Annotated in this window: 22 protein-coding genes; 11 read left to right on the top strand and 11 right to left on the bottom strand. The window is 69.3% G+C overall.

From position 1 onward, the window contains the following. Positions 1-74 precede the first annotated feature (74 nt). From ACSMXX_RS29890 to ACSMXX_RS29865, 6 genes are all read left to right on the top strand, one after another. Complete coding sequence (locus tag ACSMXX_RS29890; RefSeq protein WP_473181772.1) at positions 75-1,325, top strand: methyltransferase domain-containing protein; 1,251 nt, start codon at positions 75-77, stop codon at positions 1,323-1,325. Positions 1,326-1,434: 109 nt separating this feature from the next. Further along, positions 1,435-2,214: an SDR family oxidoreductase gene (locus tag ACSMXX_RS29885; protein WP_473181771.1), complete on the top strand. Its 780-nt coding sequence runs from the start codon at positions 1,435-1,437 to the stop codon at positions 2,212-2,214. Positions 2,215-2,261: 47 nt separating this feature from the next. Then, the gene (locus ACSMXX_RS29880) at positions 2,262-3,671 is read left to right on the top strand and encodes an FAD-dependent oxidoreductase (RefSeq protein ID WP_473181770.1); all 1,410 of its coding nucleotides are present in this window, start codon (positions 2,262-2,264) and stop codon (positions 3,669-3,671) included. A gap of 132 nt (positions 3,672-3,803) precedes the next feature. Beyond that, complete coding sequence (locus ACSMXX_RS29875; RefSeq protein WP_473181769.1) at positions 3,804-4,916, top strand: nucleotide disphospho-sugar-binding domain-containing protein; 1,113 nt, start codon at positions 3,804-3,806, stop codon at positions 4,914-4,916. 88 nt (positions 4,917-5,004) lie between these two features. Further along, positions 5,005-5,496, top strand: coding sequence for a dTDP-4-dehydrorhamnose 3,5-epimerase family protein (locus ACSMXX_RS29870; RefSeq protein WP_473181768.1), 492 nt, complete (start codon positions 5,005-5,007; stop codon positions 5,494-5,496). An 82-nt stretch (positions 5,497-5,578) separates the two neighbouring features. Beyond that, positions 5,579-6,544: a Gfo/Idh/MocA family protein gene (locus ACSMXX_RS29865; protein WP_473181767.1), complete on the top strand. Its 966-nt coding sequence runs from the start codon at positions 5,579-5,581 to the stop codon at positions 6,542-6,544. Positions 6,545-6,819: 275 nt separating this feature from the next. On the opposite strand, the gene ACSMXX_RS29860 is transcribed toward ACSMXX_RS29865, so the two are convergent. Both ACSMXX_RS29860 and ACSMXX_RS29855 read right to left on the bottom strand, forming a co-directional pair. Next, a complete protein-coding gene (locus ACSMXX_RS29860) occupies positions 6,820-7,257 on the bottom strand; it encodes a VOC family protein (RefSeq protein WP_473181766.1) in 438 nt (145 codons plus the stop codon). A gap of 405 nt (positions 7,258-7,662) precedes the next feature. Beyond that, the gene (locus ACSMXX_RS29855) at positions 7,663-8,214 is read right to left on the bottom strand and encodes a tellurite resistance TerB family protein (protein ID WP_473181765.1); all 552 of its coding nucleotides are present in this window, start codon (positions 8,212-8,214) and stop codon (positions 7,663-7,665) included. Between the two features lie 1,050 nt (positions 8,215-9,264). Here ACSMXX_RS29855 and ACSMXX_RS29850 point away from each other — a divergent pair. The 3 genes from ACSMXX_RS29850 (at position 9,265) to ACSMXX_RS29840 (ending at position 12,336) form a co-directional block, all read left to right on the top strand. Beyond that, positions 9,265-10,614, top strand: coding sequence for a cytochrome P450 (locus ACSMXX_RS29850; protein WP_473181764.1), 1,350 nt, complete (start codon positions 9,265-9,267; stop codon positions 10,612-10,614). A gap of 194 nt (positions 10,615-10,808) precedes the next feature. Continuing rightward, entirely contained in the window at positions 10,809-11,729 is a 921-nt protein-coding gene (locus ACSMXX_RS29845; protein ID WP_473181763.1) for an NADP-dependent oxidoreductase, read from the top strand. Positions 11,730-11,838: 109 nt separating this feature from the next. After that, on the top strand, positions 11,839-12,336 hold the full coding sequence (locus ACSMXX_RS29840; RefSeq protein WP_473185034.1) for a substrate-binding domain-containing protein: 498 nt from the start codon (positions 11,839-11,841) through the stop codon (positions 12,334-12,336). A 28-nt stretch (positions 12,337-12,364) separates the two neighbouring features. Here the strand turns inward: ACSMXX_RS29840 and ACSMXX_RS29835 are convergent, their stop codons facing one another. The 4 genes from ACSMXX_RS29835 to ACSMXX_RS29820 all read right to left on the bottom strand — a co-directional run bounded on the left by ACSMXX_RS29835 (position 12,365) and on the right by ACSMXX_RS29820 (position 15,280). Next, positions 12,365-12,862, bottom strand: a complete 498-nt coding sequence (locus ACSMXX_RS29835; RefSeq protein WP_473181762.1) for a winged helix-turn-helix transcriptional regulator — start codon at positions 12,860-12,862, stop codon at positions 12,365-12,367. Positions 12,863-12,970: 108 nt separating this feature from the next. After that, a complete protein-coding gene (locus ACSMXX_RS29830; protein WP_473181761.1) occupies positions 12,971-14,011 on the bottom strand; it encodes an LLM class flavin-dependent oxidoreductase in 1,041 nt (346 codons plus the stop codon). Next, positions 14,011-14,535, bottom strand: a complete 525-nt coding sequence (locus ACSMXX_RS29825) for an SRPBCC family protein (RefSeq protein WP_473181760.1) — start codon at positions 14,533-14,535, stop codon at positions 14,011-14,013. The genes ACSMXX_RS29830 and ACSMXX_RS29825 overlap by 1 nt, the downstream gene beginning before the upstream one ends. Positions 14,536-15,064: 529 nt before the next feature. Beyond that, positions 15,065-15,280 (bottom strand): EF-hand domain-containing protein, encoded by a 216-nt coding sequence (locus ACSMXX_RS29820; RefSeq protein ID WP_473185033.1) that lies wholly within the window; start codon positions 15,278-15,280, stop codon positions 15,065-15,067. A 405-nt stretch (positions 15,281-15,685) separates the two neighbouring features. Here ACSMXX_RS29820 and ACSMXX_RS29815 point away from each other — a divergent pair, with 405 nt between their 5' ends. Beyond that, positions 15,686-16,087, top strand: a complete 402-nt coding sequence (locus ACSMXX_RS29815; RefSeq protein WP_473181759.1) for a hypothetical protein — start codon at positions 15,686-15,688, stop codon at positions 16,085-16,087. A gap of 74 nt (positions 16,088-16,161) precedes the next feature. Here ACSMXX_RS29815 and ACSMXX_RS29810 read toward each other — a convergent pair whose 3' ends face one another. The 5 genes from ACSMXX_RS29810 to ACSMXX_RS29790 all read right to left on the bottom strand — a co-directional run bounded on the left by ACSMXX_RS29810 (position 16,162) and on the right by ACSMXX_RS29790 (position 23,852). Further along, positions 16,162-17,136 (bottom strand): oxygenase MpaB family protein, encoded by a 975-nt coding sequence (locus ACSMXX_RS29810; RefSeq protein WP_473181758.1) that lies wholly within the window; start codon positions 17,134-17,136, stop codon positions 16,162-16,164. A 22-nt stretch (positions 17,137-17,158) separates the two neighbouring features. After that, positions 17,159-18,580, bottom strand: coding sequence for a nitrosuccinate lyase (locus ACSMXX_RS29805; protein WP_473181757.1), 1,422 nt, complete (start codon positions 18,578-18,580; stop codon positions 17,159-17,161). Positions 18,581-18,654: 74 nt separating this feature from the next. Next, positions 18,655-20,649, bottom strand: coding sequence for an FAD/NAD(P)-binding protein (locus ACSMXX_RS29800; RefSeq protein ID WP_473181756.1), 1,995 nt, complete (start codon positions 20,647-20,649; stop codon positions 18,655-18,657). Beyond that, complete coding sequence (locus ACSMXX_RS29795; RefSeq protein WP_473181755.1) at positions 20,649-22,214, bottom strand: class I adenylate-forming enzyme family protein; 1,566 nt, start codon at positions 22,212-22,214, stop codon at positions 20,649-20,651. The genes ACSMXX_RS29800 and ACSMXX_RS29795 overlap by 1 nt, the downstream gene beginning before the upstream one ends. A 39-nt stretch (positions 22,215-22,253) precedes the next feature. Further along, positions 22,254-23,852 (bottom strand): zinc-binding dehydrogenase, encoded by a 1,599-nt coding sequence (locus tag ACSMXX_RS29790; RefSeq protein ID WP_473181754.1) that lies wholly within the window; start codon positions 23,850-23,852, stop codon positions 22,254-22,256. A 258-nt stretch (positions 23,853-24,110) separates the two neighbouring features. On the opposite strand from ACSMXX_RS29790, the gene ACSMXX_RS29785 reads away from it, so the two are divergent. Next, positions 24,111-25,760, top strand: a complete 1,650-nt coding sequence (locus tag ACSMXX_RS29785; protein WP_473185032.1) for an FAD-binding oxidoreductase — start codon at positions 24,111-24,113, stop codon at positions 25,758-25,760. Positions 25,761-25,834: the final 74 nt, after the last annotated feature.

Here is a 25,834-nt window from a genome sequence, read left to right as displayed (position 1 = left end):
CCACGTCGGTTTCAAACCCGGCCTCATGTCCCGCGGCGGTGCTTTGCCGTCCGGGGTTTCCCAGAGGAGATGGAATGCCCGCTCCGGCAAAGGCGAATGCAGCGACCGCGGCCCGGTGCCGGATATGCGGCGGCGGCGTCGAGGAGTTCTTCGACTTCGGACGGCAGCCCGTATCCGACTCGTTCGTGACACGGGAATCGGCGGGCAGCGAATTCTTCTTCCGGCTCGCGGCGGGCATCTGCACGTCGTGCACGATGGTGCAGCTGATGGAGGAAGTGCCGCGGGAGCAGATGTTCCACGAGGACTATCCCTACCGTTCGTCAGGTTCGGTCGTGATGAACGAGCACTTCGAGAACTTCGCGCGGCGGCTGCTGGAGAGGGAACTGACGGGCACGGACCCGTTCGTCGTCGAAATCGGGTCCAACGACGGCGCGATGCTCAGAACGATCGCGAAGGCGGGTGTGCGGCACCTCGGTGTCGACCCGTCAGGTCAGGTGAGCGACACCGCCAGGGCCGCCGGGCTGCGGGTGCGTACGGACTTCTTCCAGGAGTCGACGGCGCGTGAGATCGCCGCGTCCGACGGGCCCGCGGACGTCGTCTTCTCCGCGAACACCACGAGCCACATCGCCTACATCGGCTCCGTACTGCGCGGTGTCGACGCGCTGCTGTCGGACGACGGTGTGCTCGTACTCGAAGACCGCTATCTGGGCGACATCATGGAGCAGAACGCGTTCGACCAGATCTACGACGAGCACTTCTATCTGCTGTCGGTCTCCTCGGTTCGGTCCATGGCCGGAACCTTCGGGTTCGAACTTGTCGACGCCGAACCGCTCTCGGTGCACGGCGGTTCGATGCGCTACACCATCGCGCGGCCCGGCAGGCGCACGGTGAGCGGCGCCGTGGAGCGGCTGCTGGAGCAGGAGCGGACGCGGGGCCTGGCCAGCCCCGCCACGTACCAGCGCTTCGCCGAAGGTGTGCGCGGCAGCTGCCGTGACCTGATGGCCCTGCTGGAGGACCTGCGCGCAAAGGGCCGCACGGTCGCCGGCTACGGCGCGACGGCGAAGAGCGCCACGGTGATCAACTACTGCGGGATCGGGCCGGAACTCCTCCCGTACATCTGCGACAGCACCCCGGCCAAACACGGGCGGCTCACGCCCGGGACGCACATTCCCGTGCGGCCCTCCGAGGCATTCTCCGACCCGTATCCCGACTACGCGCTGCTGTTCGCCTGGAATCACGCCGAGGAGATCATGGCGAAGGAGCGGGAATTCCACGAGGCGGGCGGCAAGTGGATTCTCTACGTCCCCGGCGTCCACATCGTCTGACGCCTCAGGGACGTCTCAACCGGGACGGCGGCGCGCCCGAATCGGGCTGCATCGAGCTCCATCGGGCTGCATTGGCTGGAGAAGCACTCCTGAGAACAGGAAGGGTGTCATGAAGAAGTACGAAGGCAAGAAGGCCGTCGTCACCGGCGGAACGCACGGCATCGGAAGGACGGTTGTCGAGGCCCTTCTAGACGGCGGCGCGGAAGTCCTGCTCACCGGGCTCAACGAGCAGAACATCAAGACGGCGGCCGAGGAACTCGGCCCGCGCGCGCACGTACTGCGCTCGGACGCCGCGAGCATGGCGGACATCGAAGCGCTCGGCACCGCCGTGCAGGAGAAGCTCGGCGAAGTCGACTTCGTGTTCGTCAACGTGGGACTCATCAAGTTCGGCTCTCTCGGCCAGGTGACCGAGGAGACCTACGACAGGATGTTCGACACGAACACCAAGGGCGCGTTCTTCACCGCGCAGCGCCTCGCTCCGCTCGTCAGGGAAGGCGGCTCGTTCGTCTTCACCAGCGCCGTCGCGGTGGGCATGGGATTCGTCGCGACGAGCGTCGGCACCGGCATGAAGTCCGCGATCCGGGCCTTCTCGAAGGTCTTCGCCTCGGAGCTCCTCCCCCGGCGGATCAGGGTGAACACGGTGAGCCCCGGATTCACCCAGACCCCTTCCATGGGCATCGCCGAGATGTCCGAGGAACTGCGGGCCGCCAACCAGAAGGAGGGGGAGGAACTCACCCCCATGCGCCGCTTCGGCACGCCCGAGGAGGTCGCCACCGCGGTGCTCTTCCTCGCCTTCGACGCCACCTTCACCACCGGCATCGACCTTCCCGTCGACGGCGGTCTCGGCCAGGGGCTGGAGTGGCCGCACGACGAGATCGTCGAGCACTGACAGCGTCCCGGCACACAGCGACCCGTACCCCACGGAGGTGGACAGGGATGTCCAAGCCCATCAGAACCGCAGTGATCGGCGGCGGCATGGCCGGCTGCGCCGCGGCCAAGAAGCTCATCGCGGACGGCCGGGAAGTCGTGATCTACGAATCGGCGGACGGGCTCGGCGGACGGGCACGCTCATGGCACCGGCCCGAGATCGAGCCCTCCGTCGGCATCAACCTGATGTACGTCAGCTTCTACTCGCTGATGAAGGAGATGATCAGCGAGTACGGCCTGGAAGACGAGCTCATCCCCATCTCCAGCAACGTGCACATATCCGACGGGTCCAAGGCGATCGGCCTGTCGTCGGACTCGCCGCTGAGCCTGCTCTCGTACAAGCACGTCTCGCTGCGCGACCGCTTCGCCTTTCTGCTCACGACGCTGAAGCAGGTGCGCAGGCAGAAGGAGCTGGACCTCTTCGACCCGGTCAAGTCGGCGCCGTTCGACGACGGTACGACGGCCGCGGAATGGGGCTGCCGGCAGGTCTCGAAGCGAGGCTTCGACTTCCTGCTGCGCCCGCAGATCGAGGGGTTCTGGAACTTCGCCTGCGAGGAGATCTCCGCGGTGCACGCGCGGGCGCTGCTCGCGTGGATGGGCGGCTCCGGTTTCTACGTCTTCCGGGACGGCATGCAGGTCCTCGCCGAGCGGAACGCCGAGGGCGCGGATCTGCGCCTCTCGCACGAGGTCACGGGCGTGCAGATGACGGCAGGGCGGGTGCGCGTCACCGCCGCGCCCCGTGACGGCGCCGAAGGCACCGAAGGAACTGGCGGGGCCGAAGGGGCGCCCGGGGCACAGGGAGCCGGCAACACCGACGCGGTGAGCGACACCTTCGACGACGTCGTGATCGCCACGCCCGCGACGATAGCCGCGAAGCTGGTGACCGCGCTCCCGGCGGAGGCCGTCACCGACGGCACGCGGTCCTTCCTGGAGTCGCAGAGGTACGAACCGGCGCTGTCGGTCTCCTATCTCGCCGACGCGGGAACCCTGCCCTCCCACGCGCACATCGTGGCCGGCGGCCCCGACGACCCGCCGCTGCGCAACATGATCACCTACCCGCGCGAGGTGCGGGACGAGAACGGCGGCCGGTCGGAGAAGCTTCTGGTCTTCACCTATCCCGGCCGTGCGAACACCCGCCGTCTGCTGGGCCGTTCCACGCAGGAGCAGTTCGAGGCGGTGACACCGCTGCTGCCGACGCTGTGGCCGGACTTCCCCTCCGACGCGGAACCGTTCCACATCGCCGAGCGCCCGTACGGATTCCCCATTCCCGCACCCGGACGGTACCGGCGCTCCGCGGAGGTCATGCGGGAGCAGGGGGCGCCTGTCGTCTTCGCGGGCGACTACTTCAACTCGCCCACCACGGAGGCCGCGATGCTCTCCGGCGTACGGGCAGCCGAGACGCTCATGGCCGCCGGCTAGGGGTGTCTGAAAAATCCCTCCCCCAGCTACCGCTGGGAGGTGCCCCCAGCTGCGCGGCCCTAACGGGCGGACGACGCTATTTCCCAGACACCCCCAAGCGCCTCCCTCCAGCCGATCCAGCAAGGAGAGCCGATGAAGGTCCTGTTCATTCCCGGCAACAGCCCGTATCCCGTCTTCTCGCACACGCCGCTGGCGACCGCGGCCCGTAACGCGGGACATCAGGTCTTCATGGGCGGGATCGAGTGGGTGCTGCCCAACATCGCCAGCGTCGGGCTGTCTCCGGTCAAGATCTCTCCCGTCTCGATGGAAGAGGTCAGCGCCTTCATGGGCGCGATGCCGGAGGACCCGGCCGAGCAGGTCAAGGCGGTGGGCAAGGTGTACGCGGAGATCGCGGTCGACAGCCTCGAACCGCTTCTCGACATGGCCGACCACTGGCGTCCCGACATCGTGGTCGGCGGCGGCATGTTCTACACGGCGCCGGTGCTCGCGCACCATCTCGGGATTCCGTCGGTGCGACTGGAGTGGGACCGCATCGACTGCCGCATGTACGACCCGGGGGCCGTGACCGTACTGGAGCCCGTGCTGGGCGAGCTGGGTCTGGAGCGCACCCCCGGCCCCGACCTCTGGCTGGACGTGTGCCCGCCGAGCCTGCGTCCCGAGGACGCGCCGCCGTCCCGGTCGATGCGGTGGGTGCCCGGCAATCCGCAGAAGCCGATCGCACCTTGGATGTACACCAAGGGCGACCGTCCCCGCGTCTACATCACCGCCGGCACGCGGCTCTTCAGCGGCGACGCCCTGCGGGAGATGGCCAGGAGCATCGGCGGCCTCGGTGCGGAGGTCGTCGTCGGCGCCCCGGAGAACGTCGCCGCGGAACTCCGCGACGACCTGCCGGGCGTACACGTCGGCTGGGTGCCCCTGGACGTGCTCGCCCCGACCTGCGACATCATCATGCACCACGGCGGCGGCGGGACGGACATGACAGCGCTCAACGCCGGCATCCCGCAACTGATCGCCAACCCCGAGTACCCGACCTCGGCGACCAGGAAGATCACCGAGTTCGGCGCCGCACTGCTGGTGGAGTCCGACGGCCGGAGCACCGAGGACCTCACCGACGCCTGCAAGGAGCTGCTCGCCGACCCCGGCTACGCCACGAAAGCGGCGTCGCTCTCCCGTGAGATGGCCGAACTCCCCCCGGCCGCCGGGATGGTGACCGAGATGGAGAAGCTCGTGGCCGCCCGTTCCTGAAGTTCCGGCAGGTCCCGGTCACCGTCCGCCGCCCGCGGAGGGTGACCGGGGAGAGGAAGGCGGGAGAGGAAGGCGGGAGAGGACGGCTGTGCGGATCGAAGAGACGGGGATCCCCGGGGCCTATGTCGTCACACCGGAGCAACTCCCCGACGAGCGGGGCAGCTTCTGGGAGGCGATGCGCGCCGACAAGCTGGAGGAGGTGCTGGGCGAGCCCTTCGTGCCGCGGCAGATCAGCTACTCGGTGTCCCGGCGCAACACCCTGCGGGGCATACACTCGGTCGCCGTTCCCCCGGGTCAGGCGAAGTACGTGACGTGTGTACGCGGCCGGCTGCGCGACATCGTCGTCGAACTGCGCACCGGGTCACCGGCGTTCGGCACCCACCACGTGGTCACGCTCGACGCGGCCTCCGGACGCTCCCTCTACATTCCCGAGGGCGTCGGCCACGGCTTTCTCGCCCTCGCCGACGACACGTGCATCAGTTACGTCATGTCCACCGTGTACGCCCCGGGCACGCAGATCGACATCAACCCGCTCGACCCGGAACTCGGCCTGCCCTGGAACCCGGCCGGCCGCCCCTGATGTCGCCGAAGGACACCCGGGCGCCCAGTCTGGCCGAGACGGTGGCCTCCGGCGTGCTGCCCGAGTGGCGGGGAAGCGCCGCATGACCGCGCGGCCAATCCGTATCGGCGTGCTGGGCTGCGCCGACATCGCACGGCGCCGGATGCTGCCCGCGTTCGCAGCCTGCCCGGACACCGAGGTGAGCGCCGTGGCAGGCCGCGACGCCGCGAGGGCGGAGGCGCTCGCCGGCGGGTACTCGGCCCGCGGAGTCGGCGGCTACGCCGCGCTCCTGTCGGACGAGGAGGTCGACGCGGTGTACGTTCCGCTGCCGCTCGCCCTCCACGCGCGGTGGGTCGAGGCAGCGCTGCGCAGCGGAAAGCACGTACTGGCGGAGAAGCCGCTGACGGACGAACCGGCCCGTACGGCCGCCCTGTTCGCCCTGGCCCGGGAGAACGGGCTGGCGCTGATGGAGAACGTCATGTTCCTCCACCACGGCCAGCACGCGCGGGTGAGCGACCTGGTCGCGGACGGCGCCATCGGCGAAGTGCGCTCCTTCCACGCCGCGTTCACGGTGCCGCGGCGGCCGCCGGGAGACATCCGGTACGACCCGGAGCTGCGCGGCGGCGCGCTGTGGGACACCGGCGTGTATCCGCTGCGTGCCGCGATGCGGTTGCTGGGCCCGGAACTCGAAGTCCTGGGTGCCCGGCTCGCCGCCGGTCCCGGATTCGCCGTCGACACCTCGGGGGCCGCGCTGCTGAGCACGCCGGACGGTGCCGCCGTCCAGCTCTCCTTCGGGCTGGACCACGCCTACCGCAACTCCTACGAACTGTGCGGCAGCACGGGCCGCATCACGCTCGACCGTGTCTTCACGCCGCCGGCGGACCATGTTCCCGTGGCGGTGCTGGAGGACGGCTCGGGCACGACCGCGCTGCCCCTGGAGGCGGACGACCAAGTGGCCAACACCGTGGCGGCGTTCGCGGCGGCCGTGCATGCGGGCGGTGCGCAGGAGGCGGACACCGTACGGCAGGCAGAGCTGCTCGACTCGGTGGTGAGGCATTCCCGGCGGTGAAGGACCCGCGGCGGTGAGGCACCCGGCACCCCGCCCGCTGCCGGCGTCCCGCCGGAACATGGCGGAATTCCGGCCGAGGGCTCCCGGAGCCGCGGCCCTGGCCCATGAGTCCTCTCACCCTTTGCCGTCCCTGCGGTTGCCCGCAGACTGTCCGACCACAACGAGGCAAGAGACGGCGTCCATGAGGGACCTGGTACAGACGGCCCGGATTCACGTTCGCGCAGCGCACGTCGAACGGATCACGTCCATCGGTGCGCTCCGGGCGGCGAGCGCCGTCAGTTTCTCTTCAGCTCCTCGGCGAGCATCACAAGGATGCCGCTGGGACCGCGGAGGTACGTGAGCTTGTAGGCATCCTCATAGGTCGCCACACCGCGAAGCGGACGGCATCCGTGCTTTGCGGCTGCCTCAAGGGCTTTGTCGATGTCGTCGACTGAGAAGGCGACGCGATGCATGCCGATCTCGTTGGGACGAGTGGGCTTCGACTCGATCGCTTCGGGGTGGATGTACTCGAAGAGCTCAAGGCGACCGTGACCGTCCGGCGTCTGGAGCATCGCAATGTTGGCATGATTGCCATCAAGCCCGACGGCGGTGTCGGTCCACTCACCACTGACCGTGTCACGGCCGACGACCGTGAGGCCGAGGTCGGTGAAGAAGGAGATCGTCGCTTCGAGGTCGCGAACGGCGATGCCGACGTTCTCAAGTTTGATGGCCATGCGTTGCATGCTACCGAGCCGGACCGATCGGGTGCTTCCGGCAAGGACGCAGCCGAGTACCAGGGCACCCACACCCGCACGTCATCGCCAACCAGGGTGACCACCCCACCGAGATCCCGGCACCGTTGGGGCCACAGGGCGAACGGATGCACGTCAGTCCGGGACCTGACACGGCCCCGCAACCGCTCCACGCAAGGGAAGGCGAGTTTGCTCTGGCCTGAACCGCGCGGATCGCGCCGCCAGCTGGCGGTGGGGTCCCTGCCGGCCTGCCGCGCCGGGAACAGCCCGTCCGGTCGGCACGGTTGCATCGTCCGAGGGACCGGCGCCGCAGGGGCGGGGAACACGCGAGCCACGAGGTCGTCCGCCCACCAGGATCCGGTCCCCAGGATCGCGGTGGCAGTCGGCTCAGATGCCGAACTCCGTGGGGGACATTCCGAGAGCCGCGCACACCTCGCGCAGGACCTGCTCCTCAGCGGGGGCCACCCAACCGTCTGCCCCGGCCACCACGATGCCGGTCTGGATCACGGCACGGGCCTCGGCCGGCTTCTTCGCCGCCTTGGCGATCTCCTGTAGCGCCTCGGCCTTGCCATGCGCGAAGTTCGCCGCGAGTTGGTCGGCGTGCTTGTTGAACCGCTCCCGGAGCTGGGCCGGAGGGAAGTTCTGCAGGACGTCGTTGTTCAGGATGAGGGATTCGACGTGCTGGCGCTCGGCCGGATCGACATGACCGTCCGCGGCGGCGACCAGGGCACACGCCGCCATGCTCGCGTCCCGGAACGCGCCGCTCTTGAGTTCCGCCTTGAGGGAGGTCAGCTGGGTCTTCAAGGCGCTGACGAGCTGCGCCTTGGAGCCTCCCGAGCCGGATCCTCCGCCGGGTCGCGCCTGACCCACCCCACGCCTGCCCGGCGCCTGCTGCTGGAGTCCCTTGGCCTGATCCTTGAGTCGGTCCCACATCGCCACTGCTGCCACCTCGGCTTTCGGAGTGCGTCCACCGCGCCCGTCACGCGGCACCCTGCCAACGTGGCCCGCCCCGGTGAAGTTCCACGACCGGGCGAGCGCCTGCCTGCCGTCAGGCCCCCGGTGCGAGGAGGTGCCCCGGAACTGCACACGCCCGGAGCGTCGCCTGCCGTCCCGTCCGACGGACGGGAGTCGCTGCTCACCGTCGGCGCGGAGGGTGCTGACGGTGCATACGCAATCCTTTCCGGAGCGCATGATGCGGACCGTGTTCCTCGGGAGTGCCGGATGCGCAGTGCGTCGCCGGGGCACGCCCGCATGCCGGTGTGAAGTCGCCCGCGCCCCGCGCCCGTTGACGTGAACGGAAGGCGACAAGGCGCGCAGCCATACCGATTGATCCCTCCTGCTGCCTTGCCTGGGCCTGGTGTTCGGGCACTTCGGGCTTGCCGCCTTCGTGGCTGTTGGGGTTGCGGATGCCGCGTAGCGGCCTGTCGCGAAGTCCTCCTGGTGGGCCTGGGTGAAGACCTGCCGGTACAGGGCGGTCTCGCTCACGTCGCGGCGGCCGACACTGTTTCTGCGCCTCGGCGTTCACCTTCCGGGAGGCGGACCTCTGGTAGACGAACGATGTTCCCGTGTAGCGGACTTGACCGTTCTCATTCATTCGAGGCGTTTGATCAGCGAACCCATTCGGTTCCCCTTGAACCTCAGCGAACCTTAGGCGTCAGGGTGATCGTGCTGGGGGTGCGGGGGGTGTCTGTACCGGCTGGGGCGGGCCTTGCAGCGAGATACGTCGAGTTCTCGTACGTAGACGGTGTCCCGCGAGCGTCGGGCGCGTCCGCTGCTGGGCTGTGTGGCGGCACCCTTTGAGGACGTGGCCCCGTGAGGCCATTTCGATGGCCGCAGAGCGAACGCCACTTCGCGGACTGGCACTGGTCGGCGACGACCGGACGAACACGTCGGCTTCGAGTCGTGGCTGCCGCATCGCCTCCCCCGCGTCTCACCCTCCCGTGCAGTACACGTCGTTGAGCCTGAGACTCCATGAGGGAAACCGCACCGATGACTCACAGCTTTACCGCCGCAGCCGCCCCTGGCGCGCTTCCGATCATCGGTCATGGCTGGGCGCTGCTGCGGCGCCCGCTCGACTTCACCGCCTCTCTCGCCAGTCATGGTGATCTGGTGACGATCCGGCTGGGCCCACTGCGCGCGTACGTCCCGTGCCATCCGGAGTTGCTGTGGCACGTACTGACGGATGACCGTACGTTCGACAAGGGCGGCTGGATGTACGACAAGGCGCGCGCACTGGCGGGCAACGGCCTGCCTTTGTGCCCCCGCCGGGATCACCGTCCGCAGCGTCGACTGATGCAGCCGGGTTTCCATCCCAGCAGGCTCGAGCGGTACAGCGAGGTCATGGCGGACGAGATCACCGCCATGACGGCCTCATGGCGGGACGGCCAGATCATCGACGCCTTCCCCGCACTGTTCGACATGGCACTGCGTACGGTCAGCCGCACGCTGTTCCGCACCAGCGTCCACCCCGGCTCGGTAGAGGAGTTCCGGCGCAGTCTGGCAACTGCGATGGGCAGTTTCCTGCCACGATTGCTGGTGCCACGGTCCCTTGAGAAGCTCCCGCTACCCATGGTCCGTCGGCTCCAGCAAGTGACGCAGGATCTCCTGTACGCCCGCGACCGGCTCATGGCCGAGAGCGCTCACGATCGGGGCGAGGACGGCAGCCTCCTATCCGCCATGATCGCCGCCCGGCAGAGGGAGAGCTACGGCTGGCTGTCCGCCGCGGACATCGATGAGCAGGTCCTCCCGCTGCTCATCGCCGGTTCGGACACCGCCGCGGCATCGCTTGCCTGGGCCCTGCACCTCCTGGCCCACAACCCCGACGCCGAGCGCCGGCTCCACGAGGAGGTGGACGAAGTACTCGACGGCAGGTCAGCGCAGTGGAGCGATGTGCCCAGACTTCCCTACACCACCCGCGTACTCAGCGAGGCCCTACGCCTCTACCCTCCCGCGTGGCTACTGACCCGGGTGACCACCGCCCCCACCCGGCTCGCCGGACACGAACTGCGCCCCGGAAGCACGGTCATCTTCAGCAGCGCCGCGGTGCACCGGCACCCCCGCTTCTACTCGGATCCTGATGAGTTCGACCCCGACCGCTGGCTGCCGCACCACGCCGACCGTCTTCCCCGCGGTGCGTACCTGCCCTTCGGGGCAGGATCACGCAAATGCATCGGAGACCGCTACGGGACGACCGAGGCCACTCTCGCCCTCGCGACCATCACCCACCGATGGCAGCTGCGCAGTGCCCCAGGATCCGATCCGCGTCCGGCCCCGCTCAACGCCATCCTGCATCCCCGCTGCCTCCTGCTGCAGGTACGGGCGCGGCAAGGTGCCGCATGAAGGCGGGCACCGCCGTCCGGAACACGTCGTTGAAGCGGAACGTCGAGCACGCAGCCGCCACCTGCGGGAGCGCGGAGATGGCACGATCCGTCCCGGCACGATCCGCATACCCTGACACCACATCGGCGGCAAACCGGGAACCGCCGGTGGCTGACCGCGGAATTGATCCACACCCGGGCGGGGTTGGAGCAGTCATGAAGGCAATCGCACTGGAGAAGTACGGGTCCGCCGACGACCTCAAGCTCGTCGACCTGCCCGAGCCGAAGGTAGCGCCCGGCGAGGTGCTGGTTCGGGTGAAGGCGGCCGGGGTCAATCCGGTCGACTGGAAGCTCGCCGCCGGAGGGCTCGACCCGGTCATGGACGCCGGGTTTCCATTGATCCCCGGCTGGGACGTGGCCGGGGTCGTGGAACGTACGGGATTCGACGCGGGCGAATACGCCCCGGGCGACGAGGTCTACGGATACGTCCGCAAGGACTGGGCGCAGAACGGCACATACGCGCAGCTGGTCTCCGCGCCCGTGCGCACGCTGGCGAAGAAGCCCACCGCGCTGAACTGGCAGGAGGCGGCAGGTGTGCCGCTGGCCGGGCTCACCGCGTACCGGACGTTGAAGCGTGTCGCCGCCGGAAGCGGGGACACGGTGCTGATCCATGCCGCGGCGGGCGGCGTCGGATCTCTCGGTGTGCAGATCGCGGTCGCCCTCGGGGCGCGGGTCATCGGCACCGCGAGCGAGCGGAACCACGAGTTCCTGCGCTCCCTCGGGGCCGAGCCGGTCACCTACGGGGACGGATTGGCCGACCGCGTACGGCAGTTGGCGCCCGAGGGCGTCGACGCTGCCCTCGACTTCGTGGGCAGCGGGGCAGTCGACGTATCGCTGTCCCTCGTGGAGCGGGCCGACCGAGTGGCCTCGGTCGCCGAGGGCGAGGTGACGCAGAAGGGCGGACATTACGTGTGGGTGCGCCCGGACGCGGACGACCTGGCTTTCCTTACGGAACTCGCGGACGCCGGCAAGCTCAAGGTGCATGTGGAAGAAGCTCTGCCGCTGGCTGAGGCTGCGCAGGCTTGGCGGCTGAGTCAGGCGGGGCGCACCCGCGGAAAGATCGTCCTCACTGTCTGAAGCAGGCGAAGGGGCCCGGCGGGGTGCGGCGTGCGGCAGGCCCGTACCCGCGTGGCCTCCACCGGCGCCCGCACGTTGAGCGCCGGTAGAGGTCGAACCCGGGCGGACCCTGCGCTCGCCGGCAAGGCCGCTGACGTACGGCTCACCCCGGACCGTCTACACCGGCACCCAGCGACTCAAGGGCTTCACCGACGCCCTCGACGCCGCGGGGCTTCCCGTCGACGAACGCTACGTACGGCAGGGACAGAAGACGACCGGCGAGGCGACGCTCGCCGCGCGGGAGCTCCTTTCCTTGCCCGAACCGCCCACCGCCCTGTTCTGCTCCAACAACCGCAACACCATCGGCGCGTACCACGCCATGCGCGCCGCGGGCCGCTCCACCGCCCTCACCGGATTCGACGACTTCGAACTCGCCGGCGCCCTGGGGCTTCCGCTCACTGTCGTCGCGTACGACACCGACCAACTCGGCCGCTGCTCCGCGGAGTTGCTCATGTCCCGCATACGAGGCACCGACCAGCCGCCAACCCAGGGGCCCCGCGCGTCCCGCCGAGTCACGGTGCCCACCTCGCTCATCACGTACAACACGGGCGGCAAACAGATCCTCTGACCGCCGGGCCGGCAGTCAGGTGCGGGTTTCAGGACGTGAAGCGGCTCTGGATGTCCGGGCGCTCGGCGAGGTGCTTGGGATAGCCAGGGCCGAGGCGCGGGTGGGTGTCGTCGGCTGTCATCGGTTCCCCACAGGCGGCGCAGACGACCTCGGCACCGCTCTCTCGGCCGCAGCGGTCGTGGTGGAAGACCACGGGTGGTCCCTGCTCGTCGGCGAGCCAGCGATTGCCCCAGGTGTTCATTGCAGCCAGCACGCCGAAGAAGTCGCGGCCCTTCTCCGTGAGGACGTAGTCGTAGCGCACCGGCTCATGCTGGTAGGCCTTCTTCTCCATGAGGCCTTCATCGACCAAGCGGCGGAGACGGTCGGTCAAGGTGTTGCGAGCAATGCCGAGCTCCTGCTGGAACGCGTCGAACCGCTTGATCCCGTAGAAGGCCTCCCGCAGGACCATCGGCGTCCACCAGTCCCCGAGCAGGTCCATGGTGCGCGCGACGGAACACGGCCAGTTCGCGAAAGAGGTCCGCCTCATGACCTCAGCATACTTAGGGTCTCACGATAAGACCCAGCAGTTCGGAACCGTTGACCTGCAGGCGGAGCAGCTGAGTAGCCGCAGCGGCGGTCGCCACCGCTGCGGCATTCACGACGGGACCAGGTCGAGGGCCCGGCCCAGGGTGGTGAGCCGGGCGTCCAGCGTCTCCCCGGCGGGGTAGAAGCGGACGGTGTCGACCCCGGCGTCGCGCCACACCCGCAGCCGGTCTCGCACCATGTCTTCGGTGCCGATGAGCGTGGTACCCAGCACCATGCCGTCGGTGACCAGTTCGGCCGCGCCGTCCCGGTCGCCGGCCTGCCAGCGTTCGCGGACCTCGGCGGCGGCCTCCGCCCAGCCCTGACGGCTGTATGCGTTGTTGTAGAAGTTGGTGCTCGCGGAGCCCATGCCGCCGAGGCTGAAGGCCAGTTCCTTCTTCCGGCCGGCCACCATCGCCTGCAGCGCGTCCTCGTCCTCGGCGAAGGCCACCTCGGCGCCCTGGCAGATGTCGAGATCGGCGCGTGAGCGGCCGGAAGCGCTCAGGCCCGCGTCCAGGTGATCGAAGTAGGCCTCTTTGGCTCCCTCGGGTACGAAGCTGGTGCCGAGCCAGCCGTCGGCGATCTCGCCGGTCAGATGAAGCGTCTTCGGCGAGAGGGTCGCGAGGTAGACCGGGATGTCGTGCTCGGCGCGCATCGACAGGCGCATCGGCTTGGCATCCCCACCGGGCAGCGGGATCTGGAACTCGCGCCCGCGGTAGGAGACCTTCTCACCCGCGGCGGCCTGCCGCACGATCTCGACGGTCTCCCGCAACCGTGACAACGGCCGGCCGAAGGAGACGCCGTGCAGTCCCTCGATCACCTGCGGACCGGATGGGCCGAGTCCCAGCAGGAAGCGCCCCTCGGAGATCTGCGACAAAGTGATCGCCGCCCGGGCGATGGCCATCGGCGTGCGCGTGGCGAGCTGAATGATCCCGGAGCCGAGCAGCATGCGCTCCGTCCGCGCGGCGAGATACCCCAGCGGCGACGGCGCCTCGGAACCCCAGGCCTCCGCCACCCAGCAGATGTCCAGGCCCAGCTTCTCCGCCTCCGTAACGAAGGCCACCGTCTCCTGCCAACTGCCCCCGGATGCCTCGATCGTGGTCGACGTACGCATCACACACTCGCCTTTCCGGACTCTTCCGCAAGCCTCTTGATCGCCTCGAGAGTGATGCCGATGTTGCTCTCGAACTCGCGCATCCGCACGAACACGATCTTCTGTTCCTTCTCAGGCATCCGGTCGATGGCGGCGGAGAGACCGGAACGGCCCGGCCCCAGCTGCATCCACTGCCGCAACAGCGTTCCCCCGTCCCTGGGTTCGAGAGTGAATCGCCAGATCGCCGCAGGTCGCTCGGGGTCCTCGACCGCCCAGGCGAACACCCTCGGCGGCTCGTACTCCACGACGTGGGAGGTGGTGGCCCACTCCCCCAGCGCCTCGTGCCTGCTCCGGCCCACGAAGCGGGCCCCCGGCACGGGTCCTGTTCCTCCCTCCAGCCACTCCACCGAGTGCAACTCGGCGCTCATGCGCGGCATCAGCTCGATGTCGGACACCAGCTCCCACACCCGTTCCGGCGGGGCAGCGATCCAGATCGGCACCTCCACCGTCGGCTTGTCCGCGTAGCGCGCGCCCGTCCACTCCATGGCCCGGTGGCCTCCTCAGCAGTAGCGAATATCCCCGCAACGAAGGTTCTGAACAGTAAAGTTGCGTAGATAGACTGACCTGTCAAGCGTGGGCCGCTGCACGGACGGTTCGCTCACCGGCCCCGGTCTGCAGCAGCGGCTTACCGAGACCGTCGCTGCCTTTCTCCGCCTGGTCGAAGCGGATGTGCGCTACGTCTGCCTGAAACGCCGGTGGTACGAGTCCCCAGCAGAGCGCACTGAGGCGCCTGTCACCCAGCGGGTGGAGGAGCAGGGCGACCCCTTGCGGATCACTGTGCCCTGTTCCCGCCCGGGGCCGGTTTCAGAACCGAGTTCCGTCCGGTTCTTGCGAAGTGTGGGAGGAGGTTCGCGGACTTTGCGCAGTGTGCGATCGCTGGACGAACCCATCTCTCGGAATTGGGTTTGCGCCTGGCAACCTGTCAATTCACCTGAGACGTACGGCGTTTGACACCTCAACGGCCCCTCCGCCACCGCCCCGGCGCCGCGCGCGGGGTGACCGGAACACCCGTGGTCAGTCCACGCCGCCCTGCATCGGGGCCCAGAACTCCTCGAACGACATCGTGCCGTCGCCATCCGTGTCGAGTACGTCGATGAACTGCTGCGCCTGCTCGTCGGTGAGGTGCTCGCCGCGCAGCTCGGCGACGACCTGCTGGTATTCCTTGGCGGTTATCTGCCCGTCGCCGTCGAGGTCGTATGCATCGAAGACCTTGCGCGCGGCCGCTTTCATGTCCACCACGTGAGTTCGCCTTTCCTCGTTGGATGTTGGGCGATACTACTGCGCACTGATCGCCTGCAGCACAGGCCCGCGCATCTCCTCGCGTGGGCATCCATCCGCCGCTCCGGCACGTTCGCGGTGCACCGCCCGTACGACGCGACGCCGGCCATGGATTCACGCGTCCCCCCTGGCCCCCTCAACATCCCCGATCGGTGCAGCACCCGACGAACACAGCGACCGGCACAAGTCAGGGGAACGGGCTGTGATCAGCCTCGGCAGTTGTCTCCAAGGTGTCAGGACCGTTTCAGGAGCGATGCGCAGGCATGGGGTTCGGGCAAGCCCGAAACACCGTGCGCCGCCGCCGCGGACTGCACATCCTTCTCTGTATCAGTCCATGAGGCGAGGGGGAGAGAAAGCATGATGAGCAAGATCCGTACGGGTCTGGTGGGGGCCGCCGCTCTGGGCACGGCTGTTTTCGCGATACCGGCCGGGAGCACACAGGCCCAGCCTGCCGCTCCGAAGCCCGAGCCGGCAGCCTCCGAACCGGCCGGAGAGATCAGCGCACAAGCGTCGATATGCAGGGGCGAGACGATCAAGATCGACGGTGGCACGCTGCGGTACGGGGAGTGCTCCCAGGACGGGAAGCGCGAGGTGACGGGCACGCTGAACGACACGAAGGGCAACGGCCGTTGCGTCTACGGCAAGGTCGTCTTCAAGCCGTCCGACGTAACCAAGGAGTACAAGGACTGCGGCGGCGCGGTCACCAAATTCTCGACAGGCTGGCGCGATGCCGCAGACGCCAAGGTGTACCTGCGCTGAGAACCAGACAGGCCGATGCGCCCGGTCCCGGTGTCGTGCGCTGAGCAGGCGCGGTGCCGCCGCACCGCGCCTGCTCAGCCGCCTTGCCGCTCGGCCTCCGCGCCCGCCTGAGCACCGACGGTGTGCGCGGGGCCGAGCTTCTCGATCTCGTACTCCCCCGTGGGAAAGCCGGGCGTCGGCAGCGGATCGGGGTACGCGGGATCGGTACGGGGCGGCTGCCGCCGCACCCACGCCGAGCGGATCCTGATGGCGGCGTCCACGGCCAGGCACAGCAGCCGCGAGGGCGTGCGGACCCCGAAGGCCGTGCGCATGTGCGGAGACAGCAGCGCGGGCACGGCAGCTTCGGCCAGGCGCCGTCCGAGCGGGCGCAGTCGCTCGGGCAGCCAGCCGGCCATCGGCTCGGTCACCGTGCCGCGGAGGATGTTCCACAGGGTCTCCGCCTCGGGCGAGTAGCGGAAGTTGGCCTCGACGTACTCGTCGTGGAACCGGGCGAACTCCTCGTACGAGCCGGGGAGATCCTTGAGCCCCATGTGCTCGCCCTGCTGCTTCATGTGCAGGTAGCCGGCCATGTGTTCCTGCTCGCTCAGCGGGCGCCACCCGTAGCGGTCCACCCAGCGGGCCTGTATCAGCATGCTGGTCGCCAGCGTGAAGAGGTACTCGTCGTTGTGGATGGACCACTGCTCGTTCTCGTCGCTGATGTGCTTGACCGCGTTCTTGTGTATCCGGTTCATCTGGCGGACGGCGGCCCTGCCCCGCTCGTCCTTGAAGCCGCGCCGCACCATCTCCAGGCTGATCAGGGCGAAGTGTTCCATCCTCCGCTGGGTGTTCTCCGTCAGCTCACCGGTCCTCACCAGCACGGCCGCCATGTGGGGCGGTGCCACGCTGTTGGCGAAGGCGAGCGCGCCGGCGATGCTGTAGTCCCACGGGAACTCGTATCCCATGTCGAGCCACCAGATGTGGCTGCACGACTCCTCGACATCCATGTCCTGGATCTCCCGCAGCCGTGCGTACCGCTCCTCGTGCCGCTTCGAACGCCTGCCCCTGATCATGTCGCTTCCTTTCAGCCCGCGTTCAAGAGGACGTACCGCCGTGGCCGGCCGAGATCGCCCGCTCGGTCAACGCCCGTGCCGCGCCTGTGTAGTTGACGGGATCGCACAGCTCGCTCAGCTCGGCGCCGGTGAACTGCCGGGCGAGTTCGGGCGATTCGGAGAGCACGTCCCTCAGCGGTCTTCCCGAGGCGCTCGCCGTCGCCGAGCACCGCGACAGCAGCCGCTGCGCGGCCGCCTTGCCGAGCTTCGGAGCCAGCCGTGCGGTGATCCGTTCGGCCGCGGCCCGTCCCCCGGTGATGGCGAGGTTGCTCCGCATGCGTCCGGCGTCCACCTCCAGACCTTCCACGAGGGCTACCGCGGTGTGCGCGGCCCCGCCGGTCAACCGCAGGCATTCGCGCAGCAGTTGCCATTCGGCGTGCCAGGCGCCCGCTGAGCGCTCGTCCTCCGACATGAGGCACTGGGTGAGGGCGGCGGCCATCGCCGGCACCTGCATCGCCGCGCTGCGTACGAGGGTTGAGAGCACCGGATTGCGCTTGTGCGGCATCGCCGAGGAGGATCCGCGCCCTTCGCCGCCGGGTTCGGCGACCTCGCCGACCTCCGTGCGGGCGAGCGACTGCACATCGACGGCGATCTTGCCGAGTGCTCCCGCAGTGAAGGCGAGGGCGGCGGCCAGGTCGGCGACCGGAGCCCGCAGCGAGTGCCAGGGAAGCGGCGTGACCGCGAGACCGGTCTCCTCGGCGAAGACCTCCAGGAGCCGCGCGTGGTATCCGGCGCGTTCCTCCGCGGTGAACGATCCGTCCGTCTCCGCGTACTCGAGGTACCCGGCGAGCGTGCCTGCGGCCCCGCCGAGCGAGACGGGCAGTCCTCCTGCGGCGAGCCTGTCCAGCCGTTCGCGTGCGCCGAGGAGCAACTCCCGCCAGCCGGCGGCCTTGAGGCCGAACGTCGTGGGAACGGCGTGCAGCGCGAGGGTGCGCCCGGCCATCGGGGTGTCCAGGTGCCGCTCCGCGAGCCCGGCGAGCGCTCCGGCCGCCGTTTCCAGGTCGGCGCGCACGATGCCCAGCACCCGTGAGGCGACCAGCATGGCGCCCGTGTCGAAGACGTCCTGGCTGGTCGATCCGCGGTGCACGTACTCGGCGGCGGCGGGGTCCTCGGCCGCGACCACGCGCGTCAGCGCCTGTACGAGGCCGACGACCGGGTTGGCCGTCTCGCGTGCGGCCAGGGCGAGTTCACGCAGATCCAGCATCCCGGCGCGCGCCGTACGGGAGATGGCGGAGGCGGCGGACTCCGGCACGACCTTCAGGCGGGCCTGCGCTCGTGCCAGGGCGGCTTCCGCGTCCAGCATGGCCTGGAGCCACGCCGTGTCGCACGCCGCCGCCTCGGCAGGTGTGCCCGCACGTACCGGCGAGAGGAGGCCGGCGTCCAGCTGCACCTCCCGCCCGTTCATGGCTTCCCTCCCGGCATGCGCAGCCGTCCGGCCCTCCGGCACGTCCGCCTCGGCGTGCGCGTGGTCACGCCCGGTCACACGATCACCCCGTCGAGGTCGAACTCGGAGACGTCCTGCCTGACGGCCGCGGGCACATGCGCCACCGGCGGCAGCGCCAGCACCGAGCGTGCGATGGCGTCTGCGTCGCCGACAGTCACGGAGTCGGCTCCGGGCCGGATCCCGGCGGCCGTCACCCAGTGCACGAACTCGGTGGGGACGCCGTACGCGTACCGCCGCGGATGAGCCTGGCCGCGCCCGTCGATCAGGTGGTACGGACGCTCGGTCACGGCGAGGCCGCCCGTCTCGAAGACGGTGTCGCGGTCGCCGGGTATCCGGTACGGCATCGCCTGGTCGGTGTTGAGCAGATGCCGCAGCAACGGGTCGTCGGTGCGCCGGAGATCGGGCTCGGGAAGCCGTGCCTCGATGAGGGCGCGGGAACGCACGGGCGGCCCGGGGACGGTGGCCGAGGAGGCGACGAACGCCGGGCGGCCGGTGTTGAGGCGTATGTGCGTGCCGGGCCCCGTGATCTCCACCAGTCCGGCCTCGATCAGCGCTGTCAGCTCTTCGACCCGGGAGGCGGGCGGCCCTATGGAGAGGAAGGCATTGAGCGGCGTGTACCAGCTGGCCAGATCGTCGCGGTGCGAGTTGCCCTCGAGGCCGCCGTGGTCGACGGCGAGCCGCACCTCGTTGCGCAGATCGCGGAGCACGTCGAGGGCCGCCTTGAGGGCACCGCTGACGTTGCCCGCGCGCGCCTCCCGCACATCGCGTTCCAGATACTCCAGCAGCCAGGCACGGAAGTCGTCCCTGTCGGTGAACTTCCGGGCGGCGCAGGGCTTGGAGATCCGCTCCCAGTCCCAGCGGTCGCCCTGTGCGATGCCGTACGAGTCCAGCAGCCGCCCCTCGCCCGCGTCGCCGGCCTCGCCGGTGCCGGGGGTGAGGCTCAGATACTCCTCGACGAGCGCTTCCGCGTCGGCCGCGCGGCCACGGGAGACGAGGAGAGTGCGGTAGTAGACGCACTCGACCTCGCGGCGGATGAGCGGCCACAGGTCCCTGCCGAAGTTGACGCCTCCGCCGCCTGCGGAGCGTGAACGCAGCCCGCCGGCCCTCTCGGGCGTGAGCAGCCGCGGGAAGTACCTGCCGGAGGCGCCCTTCTCGTTCTCGCCGCGTGCGTGGTAGGGCACGCCGCGGCGGGAGAACGCGTACATGAGCGGCTCGTTGCCGGACGGACGGTAGACGAGCCTGCCGTCCTCGCGGCTGAAGCGTCCGCCGCGGCCGACCGTGAACAACGCCATGTAGTCGAAGAAGCACAGCCCCAGCCCGCGCAGCAGCACCGGCTCCCCCGCCTCGATCCCGCTCAGGTCCAGGTCGGCGGGGTTCGCCGGGGTGATGTAGGTGAGGTGGTGGATGCGGGCCAGGCTCGCGGCGCGTTCCTCACGGGCGGTGGGCCGGGTCGCCACGTGTCCCTGCGCGAGGACGATCGCGTCCAGGTGGTTCAGCCGCGTGCCGTCCTCCAGCCGTACTCCCTGCGGTCCGCCGGGTACTCCGTGGGTGTCGGCCATGGCGACGGCCCGCGACCTGTGAGTTACGACGCGGACGTGCCGGGGGGCGCCGGCGACGACCTGCTCGAAGCAGTGGCTCAGGTAGTGACCGTAGAACGCCCTCGTCGGGTACGAGTCGGGCCCGAGGCCGGCGGCCTCGCGGAGCACCTCGTCCGGGTGGCCGTCGCAAGTGCCGGGCGCCGGCAGGCCCTTGGCCCACTCGTGCAAGGTGGGTCCCGGCTCGAGGGGGCCCTGGATCTTCGTGCTCTCATCGGTGAACACGGTGATCTGCGAGGCCACCGTGTTCATCAGCAGGTGCGCCGACTGCTCGGTGCGCCAGACCGATCCCGCACCCGGACCGGAGGGGTCCACCACATGGACCGTCACCGTCGTGTACGACGGCGAGGCACGTTCGTTGGCGCACAACCGCTCCAGCACCGCCAGCCCACGAGGGCCGACACCGACGATGCCGATCTCGAGACGGCTGTTCATCAGGGCAGCTTCTGCGTCTGCAGCCGGCGGGTGAGCTCCAGCCGTTTGATCTTCGTCGTGGCGGTCTGCGGCAGATCCTCTATGCGCCACTGGACGGGGTCCGCCATGGCGGGCAGGTCGGCGGTCGCGGACCGCCAGGAGTCCAGGTCCAGCGGCTCGTCGTTGCGGGTGGCCACCACGGGCACGGGAGAGCTGTTCTCACCGGGCACGATGATGGCCTCCGTGAGCTGCGGCAGACGCCCGAAGAGCTTGTCCTCGATCTCCAGCGTGCTGTCGATGCCCGGTATCTCGTCGACCTCGCGGTCCAGCAGGTGCAGACAGCCCCACTTGGTGCGGTAGCCGACGTCGCCCATGCGCCACCAGCCGTCGTTGACCTGCTTCTCCCAGCGCTGGTGCTCATCCAGGTACGTCACGATCCGCCCGTCGCTGCGGACTTCGATGTATCCGGGCGAGGACTTGCTGGGGCGATTGCCGTCGCGGCTGACCACGCGTACACCGGTCATGCCGGGGAACGGCCTGCCCACGCAGCGGCCTTCGGCCTCCGCGCCCCGCCTGGGGCTGTACGTACGCCCCGCGATGGGCCCGACCTCGCTCTGCCCGTACATCTGGATGAAGACGGCACCCTTGCGGCGGGACGCGGCGAGGAGCCGGTGCACGGTGCGCGGATGGATCGCGTCGAAGGTGCTGCTGAAGTACTTCACCCGGGCCAGCGGTGCACGCGGGTCCTCCGCGAGTTCCTCCCAGCGCATGAACGAGTTCGGGTGGGCCTCGATCAGACCGGGTGGCACCTGCGTGAACAGGTCGGCCACGGCTGCCGGATCGTCCTCCCTGAGCACCATGAGCGGATGCCCCTGGAGGATGCTGATGGGCATGGCGGTGAACATCCGTGAGTGCACGAACGACACGTGGACCGCGACGGGTTCGCTCGGGCCGACCAGCTTGGCCACCGTCCCCTGGGGTCGGTATCTCGCCTGGAACGTACGGGAGGTGTGGACGGCGAGCTTCGGCACGCCGGTCGTGCCGGAGGTGTGCGTGATCAGCGTGGGGTGGTCCGGGGGCATGTGCACCGGGGCGACGCGCTTGACGCCGGCAAGCGCGTCGAGTTCCTCCGCGTTCTCGTGCCGTCCGGAGGTCAGCAGCAGCTTGCGTGACAACTGGACGACCTCGGCGGGCAGTTCCTCCTCCAGCTTCGCCTGGTCGGTGACGAGGTACGGCTTGTCGGTACGCCGCAGCAGTTCCGCGACGGTCGCGCCGTCCAGCTTCGGCGACAGCAGGATGGGCACAGCACCGAGCCGTGCGACGGAGCAGGCGAGCAGGGTGATGTCGAACCCGTCGGTCTTGTGCACGACCACGCGCTCGCTCGTACGGACGCCCGCCGCCCACAGCCGCGAGGCGAAGTCGTCGACCAGGTCGGCCACTTCGGTCAGGGTGAGCCGGCGGCCGCGCGCCGGGTCGATGTCCAGGTCGTGATCGAGGATCACCGGGCTCGCAGGGTGCTTCGCCGCCGCCCTGTCGAAGAGTGTGCCCAGCCCAATGCCCTTGTTGCCGATGCGCTGGAGAAGCATTCCCAAGCCCCTTGGTCTGTGTGTGGTCTCAAACGTGCGTCACTTCTCGATGACGCTCTTGATGCGGCTCAGCGTGTCCTTCAGGTCCTGCGCGAGCTTGGCCGACCACTCGTCGACGAACAGTGCGCGCTTGTCCTCGTCGAGGCCGGCGACGATCTTGTGGATCCCCGCTGTCGCCTTGCCCATGCGGAAGTGATGGGTGAGCACGGCGCCGCCGCCCTCGGCCGGCTCGATGTCGAAGCCCCAGACGCTCTCCTGGTCCGCCCCCGCGTGGGAGAGCATCATCCAGCGGAACGTACGGCCGGGCCGGGCCTCGGTGATCCGGCACTCGGTGTGCCAGACGCCGCGCACCAGCGGGGCCCAGGCCACGACGTCCTCGCTGCGCAGGTTCTCGCCGCGGAAGACGGAGCCGACTGCCGACGGCTCTCCCTCGGTCCATTCGCCGCCCTGGCACTCGGGGCTCCACTCGCCGCTGCGGGGCAGATCGCTGACCACGTCGTAGATCTCATCGGGCGTGGCCGGAACGTGGATGTCGGCACGCAGATCGAAAAGGGGGGACTCGTCTATGACGGAGGTAGTCATGCGGGAGACCCTCGCAGCGGCGTCCCGCCGCTGCCCAAGGATGGACGCAGGGTTCGTCAGGTCGCCGCCCGGCAGTTCGCCGGCGCCGGTGTGGAGCACGAGTTTGCCGTGCACCTCCCCCGCCTCCAGCCGCCGGTGTGCCTCCGCGGCGTCGCTCAGCGGCATTGACGTGATCGCGCGGGGACGCAGAAGGCCCTCCGCGAGCAGACGGTTGATCTCGGCGGCCGCGTCGGCGAGTTCGGAGCGGGACGCCTGGGAGATCGCGAACCCGATGACCGACGCGTCCTTGACGTAGAGCGGACCCACCGGCAGCACGGGGCGGGTGTGCAGACCCGACAGCAGCACGATCCGGCCACGTCTGGCGAGCAGGCCGACGGCTGTGCCGAGGTCGTTCTGCGCCGCGGTGTCCACGTACAAGTCGACGCCGTGCGGCGCCAGTTCCCGCACCTGTTCCCAGACGCCGGATCTGCGGTGGTCGACGACTTCGGCGGCGCCCAGGGAGCGTACGTAGCCGGTGTTGTGCGCGCTCGCCACGGCGATGACGTGGGCGCCCGCCTGTGCGGCCATCATCACCAGGGCGCTGCCGACGTTGCCGCCCGCTCCCACGACGACGACGGTCTCGCCACGGCACAGACGGCCGTGTGTGTACAGGGCGAGATACGCGGTGGACGCGGGGTGCGAGACGGCCACCGCGTCGGTGGGGCAGATGCCCGGGGGAAGCAGATAGAGCCGTTCTGCCGGTACGGCGACCTGGCCGGCCGCCGCGCCCTGCCTGCCCGCGTAGCCGAGACTGCTGCACCACACGCGCTCGCCGACGGCGAAGCCGCTCGTCCCGGCGCCGACGGCGCTCACCGTGCCCACCATGTCGCGGCCGACGACGAACGGCATGGGCACGGGCGTACGCCACGCCCCGGACCGCACGAAGGTGTCGACGTGGTTGACGGCGCTGACCAGGACGTCGACGAGGACCTCGTCCGGCCGCAGCTGCGGCGGCGGCAGCTCCCCGTACCGGATGACGTCGGGGGGCCCGAACCGTTCCATGAAAGCGGCACGCATGGCTGGATTTTCCTCATGCGGAGCGCGCGGCATCGGCGGCGGCCCGCAAGTGTGTCACCTCGGCGCCCGTGCGCCACCGCCGTGCCCGCACTCTTCCGGCGCGTTCAAGGGGCGGTGCGCGGGCGGCCGTACCTGACAAACACGCCGGTTTTTCGCGCACGCGTGCGGTGGTCGCCCGTGAAGCTTGGGGCGTTTCCAGAAGCCCCCGGACCTCGGGCCAGAGGGCAGACCTCGCGAGAACTGGAGCTCGAATTGAGTATGTTGAACAGACGGCGGTTCCTGGCAGGCACGGGTGCCGCCGTCGCCACGTCGGGTGCGGTCACCTCACTGGGAACACCCGCGCACGCCGCGCAGCCGGGCCCCGCCGCCGCGGCCACAGCGGCCGCCCCGGCCACCGGCGGTACTGGAATCTCCACCGTCACCCCGGACGACGCCCGGTACGCCGACATGGTCTCGGGCATGAACGCCAGGCTCGTGGGCGAACCGGAGGCCGTGAAGCTCCCGGCCACGACCGAGCAGGTCGTCCAGGTCGTACGCGAAGCGGTGGAGGCCGGAAAGCGTCTGGTGATCCGCAGCGGCGGCCACTGCTTCGAGGACTTCGTCTTCAACAAGGAAGCCAACGTCATCGCCGACCTGCGGCTGATGAACCGCGTGGGCTGGGACGAGGGCCGCAAGGCCTTCTTCGTCGAGCCGGGCGCCACCCTGCTCGACATCTACGAGACGCTGCACAACGGCTGGGGTGTCACCATTCCCGGCGGCGGCTGCCACAGCGTCGGCGCCGGCGGCCACTTCGCGGGCGGGGGCTACGGCGTACTCTCCCGCAAGCACGGCGTCGTCATCGACCACGTGTACGCGGCCGAGGTCGTCACCGTCGACCGGCACGGCAAGGTCCGCGCCGTCGTCGCCACCCGCGACGAGTCCGACCCGAACCACGATCTGCTGTGGGCATGCGCCGGCGGAGGCGGCGGCAACTTCGGCGTGGTGACCCGGTACTGGCTGCGCACCACCGGCGCCGAAGGCACCGATCCGGCCACACTGCTGCCCCGGCCCCCGTCGCACGTCCTCTACACGCAGGCCACCTGGCCGTGGGAGAAGATCACCAAGGACGGCTTCACCTCGCTGCTGAAGAAGTACGGCGAGTGGTCCATGAAGCACAACGACGTGGACTCGCCGTACGCCGACATGGGCCACTGGCTCTTCCTCAACCACGTCTCCGCGGGCACCCTCTTCCTCGTGGCGCAGATCGACGCCACGGTCCCCGACGCCGAGAAGCTGATGAACGGCTTCACCGACTTCCTCAGCGAGGCGATGGGCGGCGTGAAGCCCGCCACCCTCGACACCCAGCACCTGCCGTTCATGAAGGCGACCACCTACAGCACCACGGGTGGCGAGACGCTCAACAACCCCAACCTGCGCACGTTCCACAAGTCCGCGTTCATGAAGAGCGCCTTCCCCCAGCGGCAGATCGACGCCCTCTACAAGCACCTGACGCGCAAGGACTACGACAACGCCTACAGCTACATCGTCCTCAACTCCGCGGGCTGCCGGATCAACGAGACGGACCCCGCCGCCACGCCGTCGCCGCACCGCGAGGCACACCTGCTGATGTTCTACGAGTCGTACTGGCACAAGGCCGACGACGACAAGGCCAACATCGACTGGATCCGCGGTATCTACGGCGACGTCTACGCCGACACCGGCGGCGTGCCGGTGCCCAACGACGTGACGGACGGGTGCTACATCAACTACCCGGATGTGGACCTGAGCGACCCGGAGTTCAACAAGTCCGACTCGCCGTGGCACGAGCTGTACTACGGGGACAACTACTCGCGGCTGCAGAAGGCGAAGGCGCAGTGGGACCCGCGCAACTTCTTCCACCACCGCCAGTCGGTCCAGATCAAGTCCTGACTCCGGGGTCCGCTCCCGCAGGTCCGGACACATCCGGCCCCCGGCTCCGCGGAAATCGCGGGGCCGGGGGCCTC

The organism is Streptomyces sp. DSM 116795, assembly GCF_055792905.1.
This window is presented reverse-complemented; position numbering and strand designations above follow the sequence as displayed.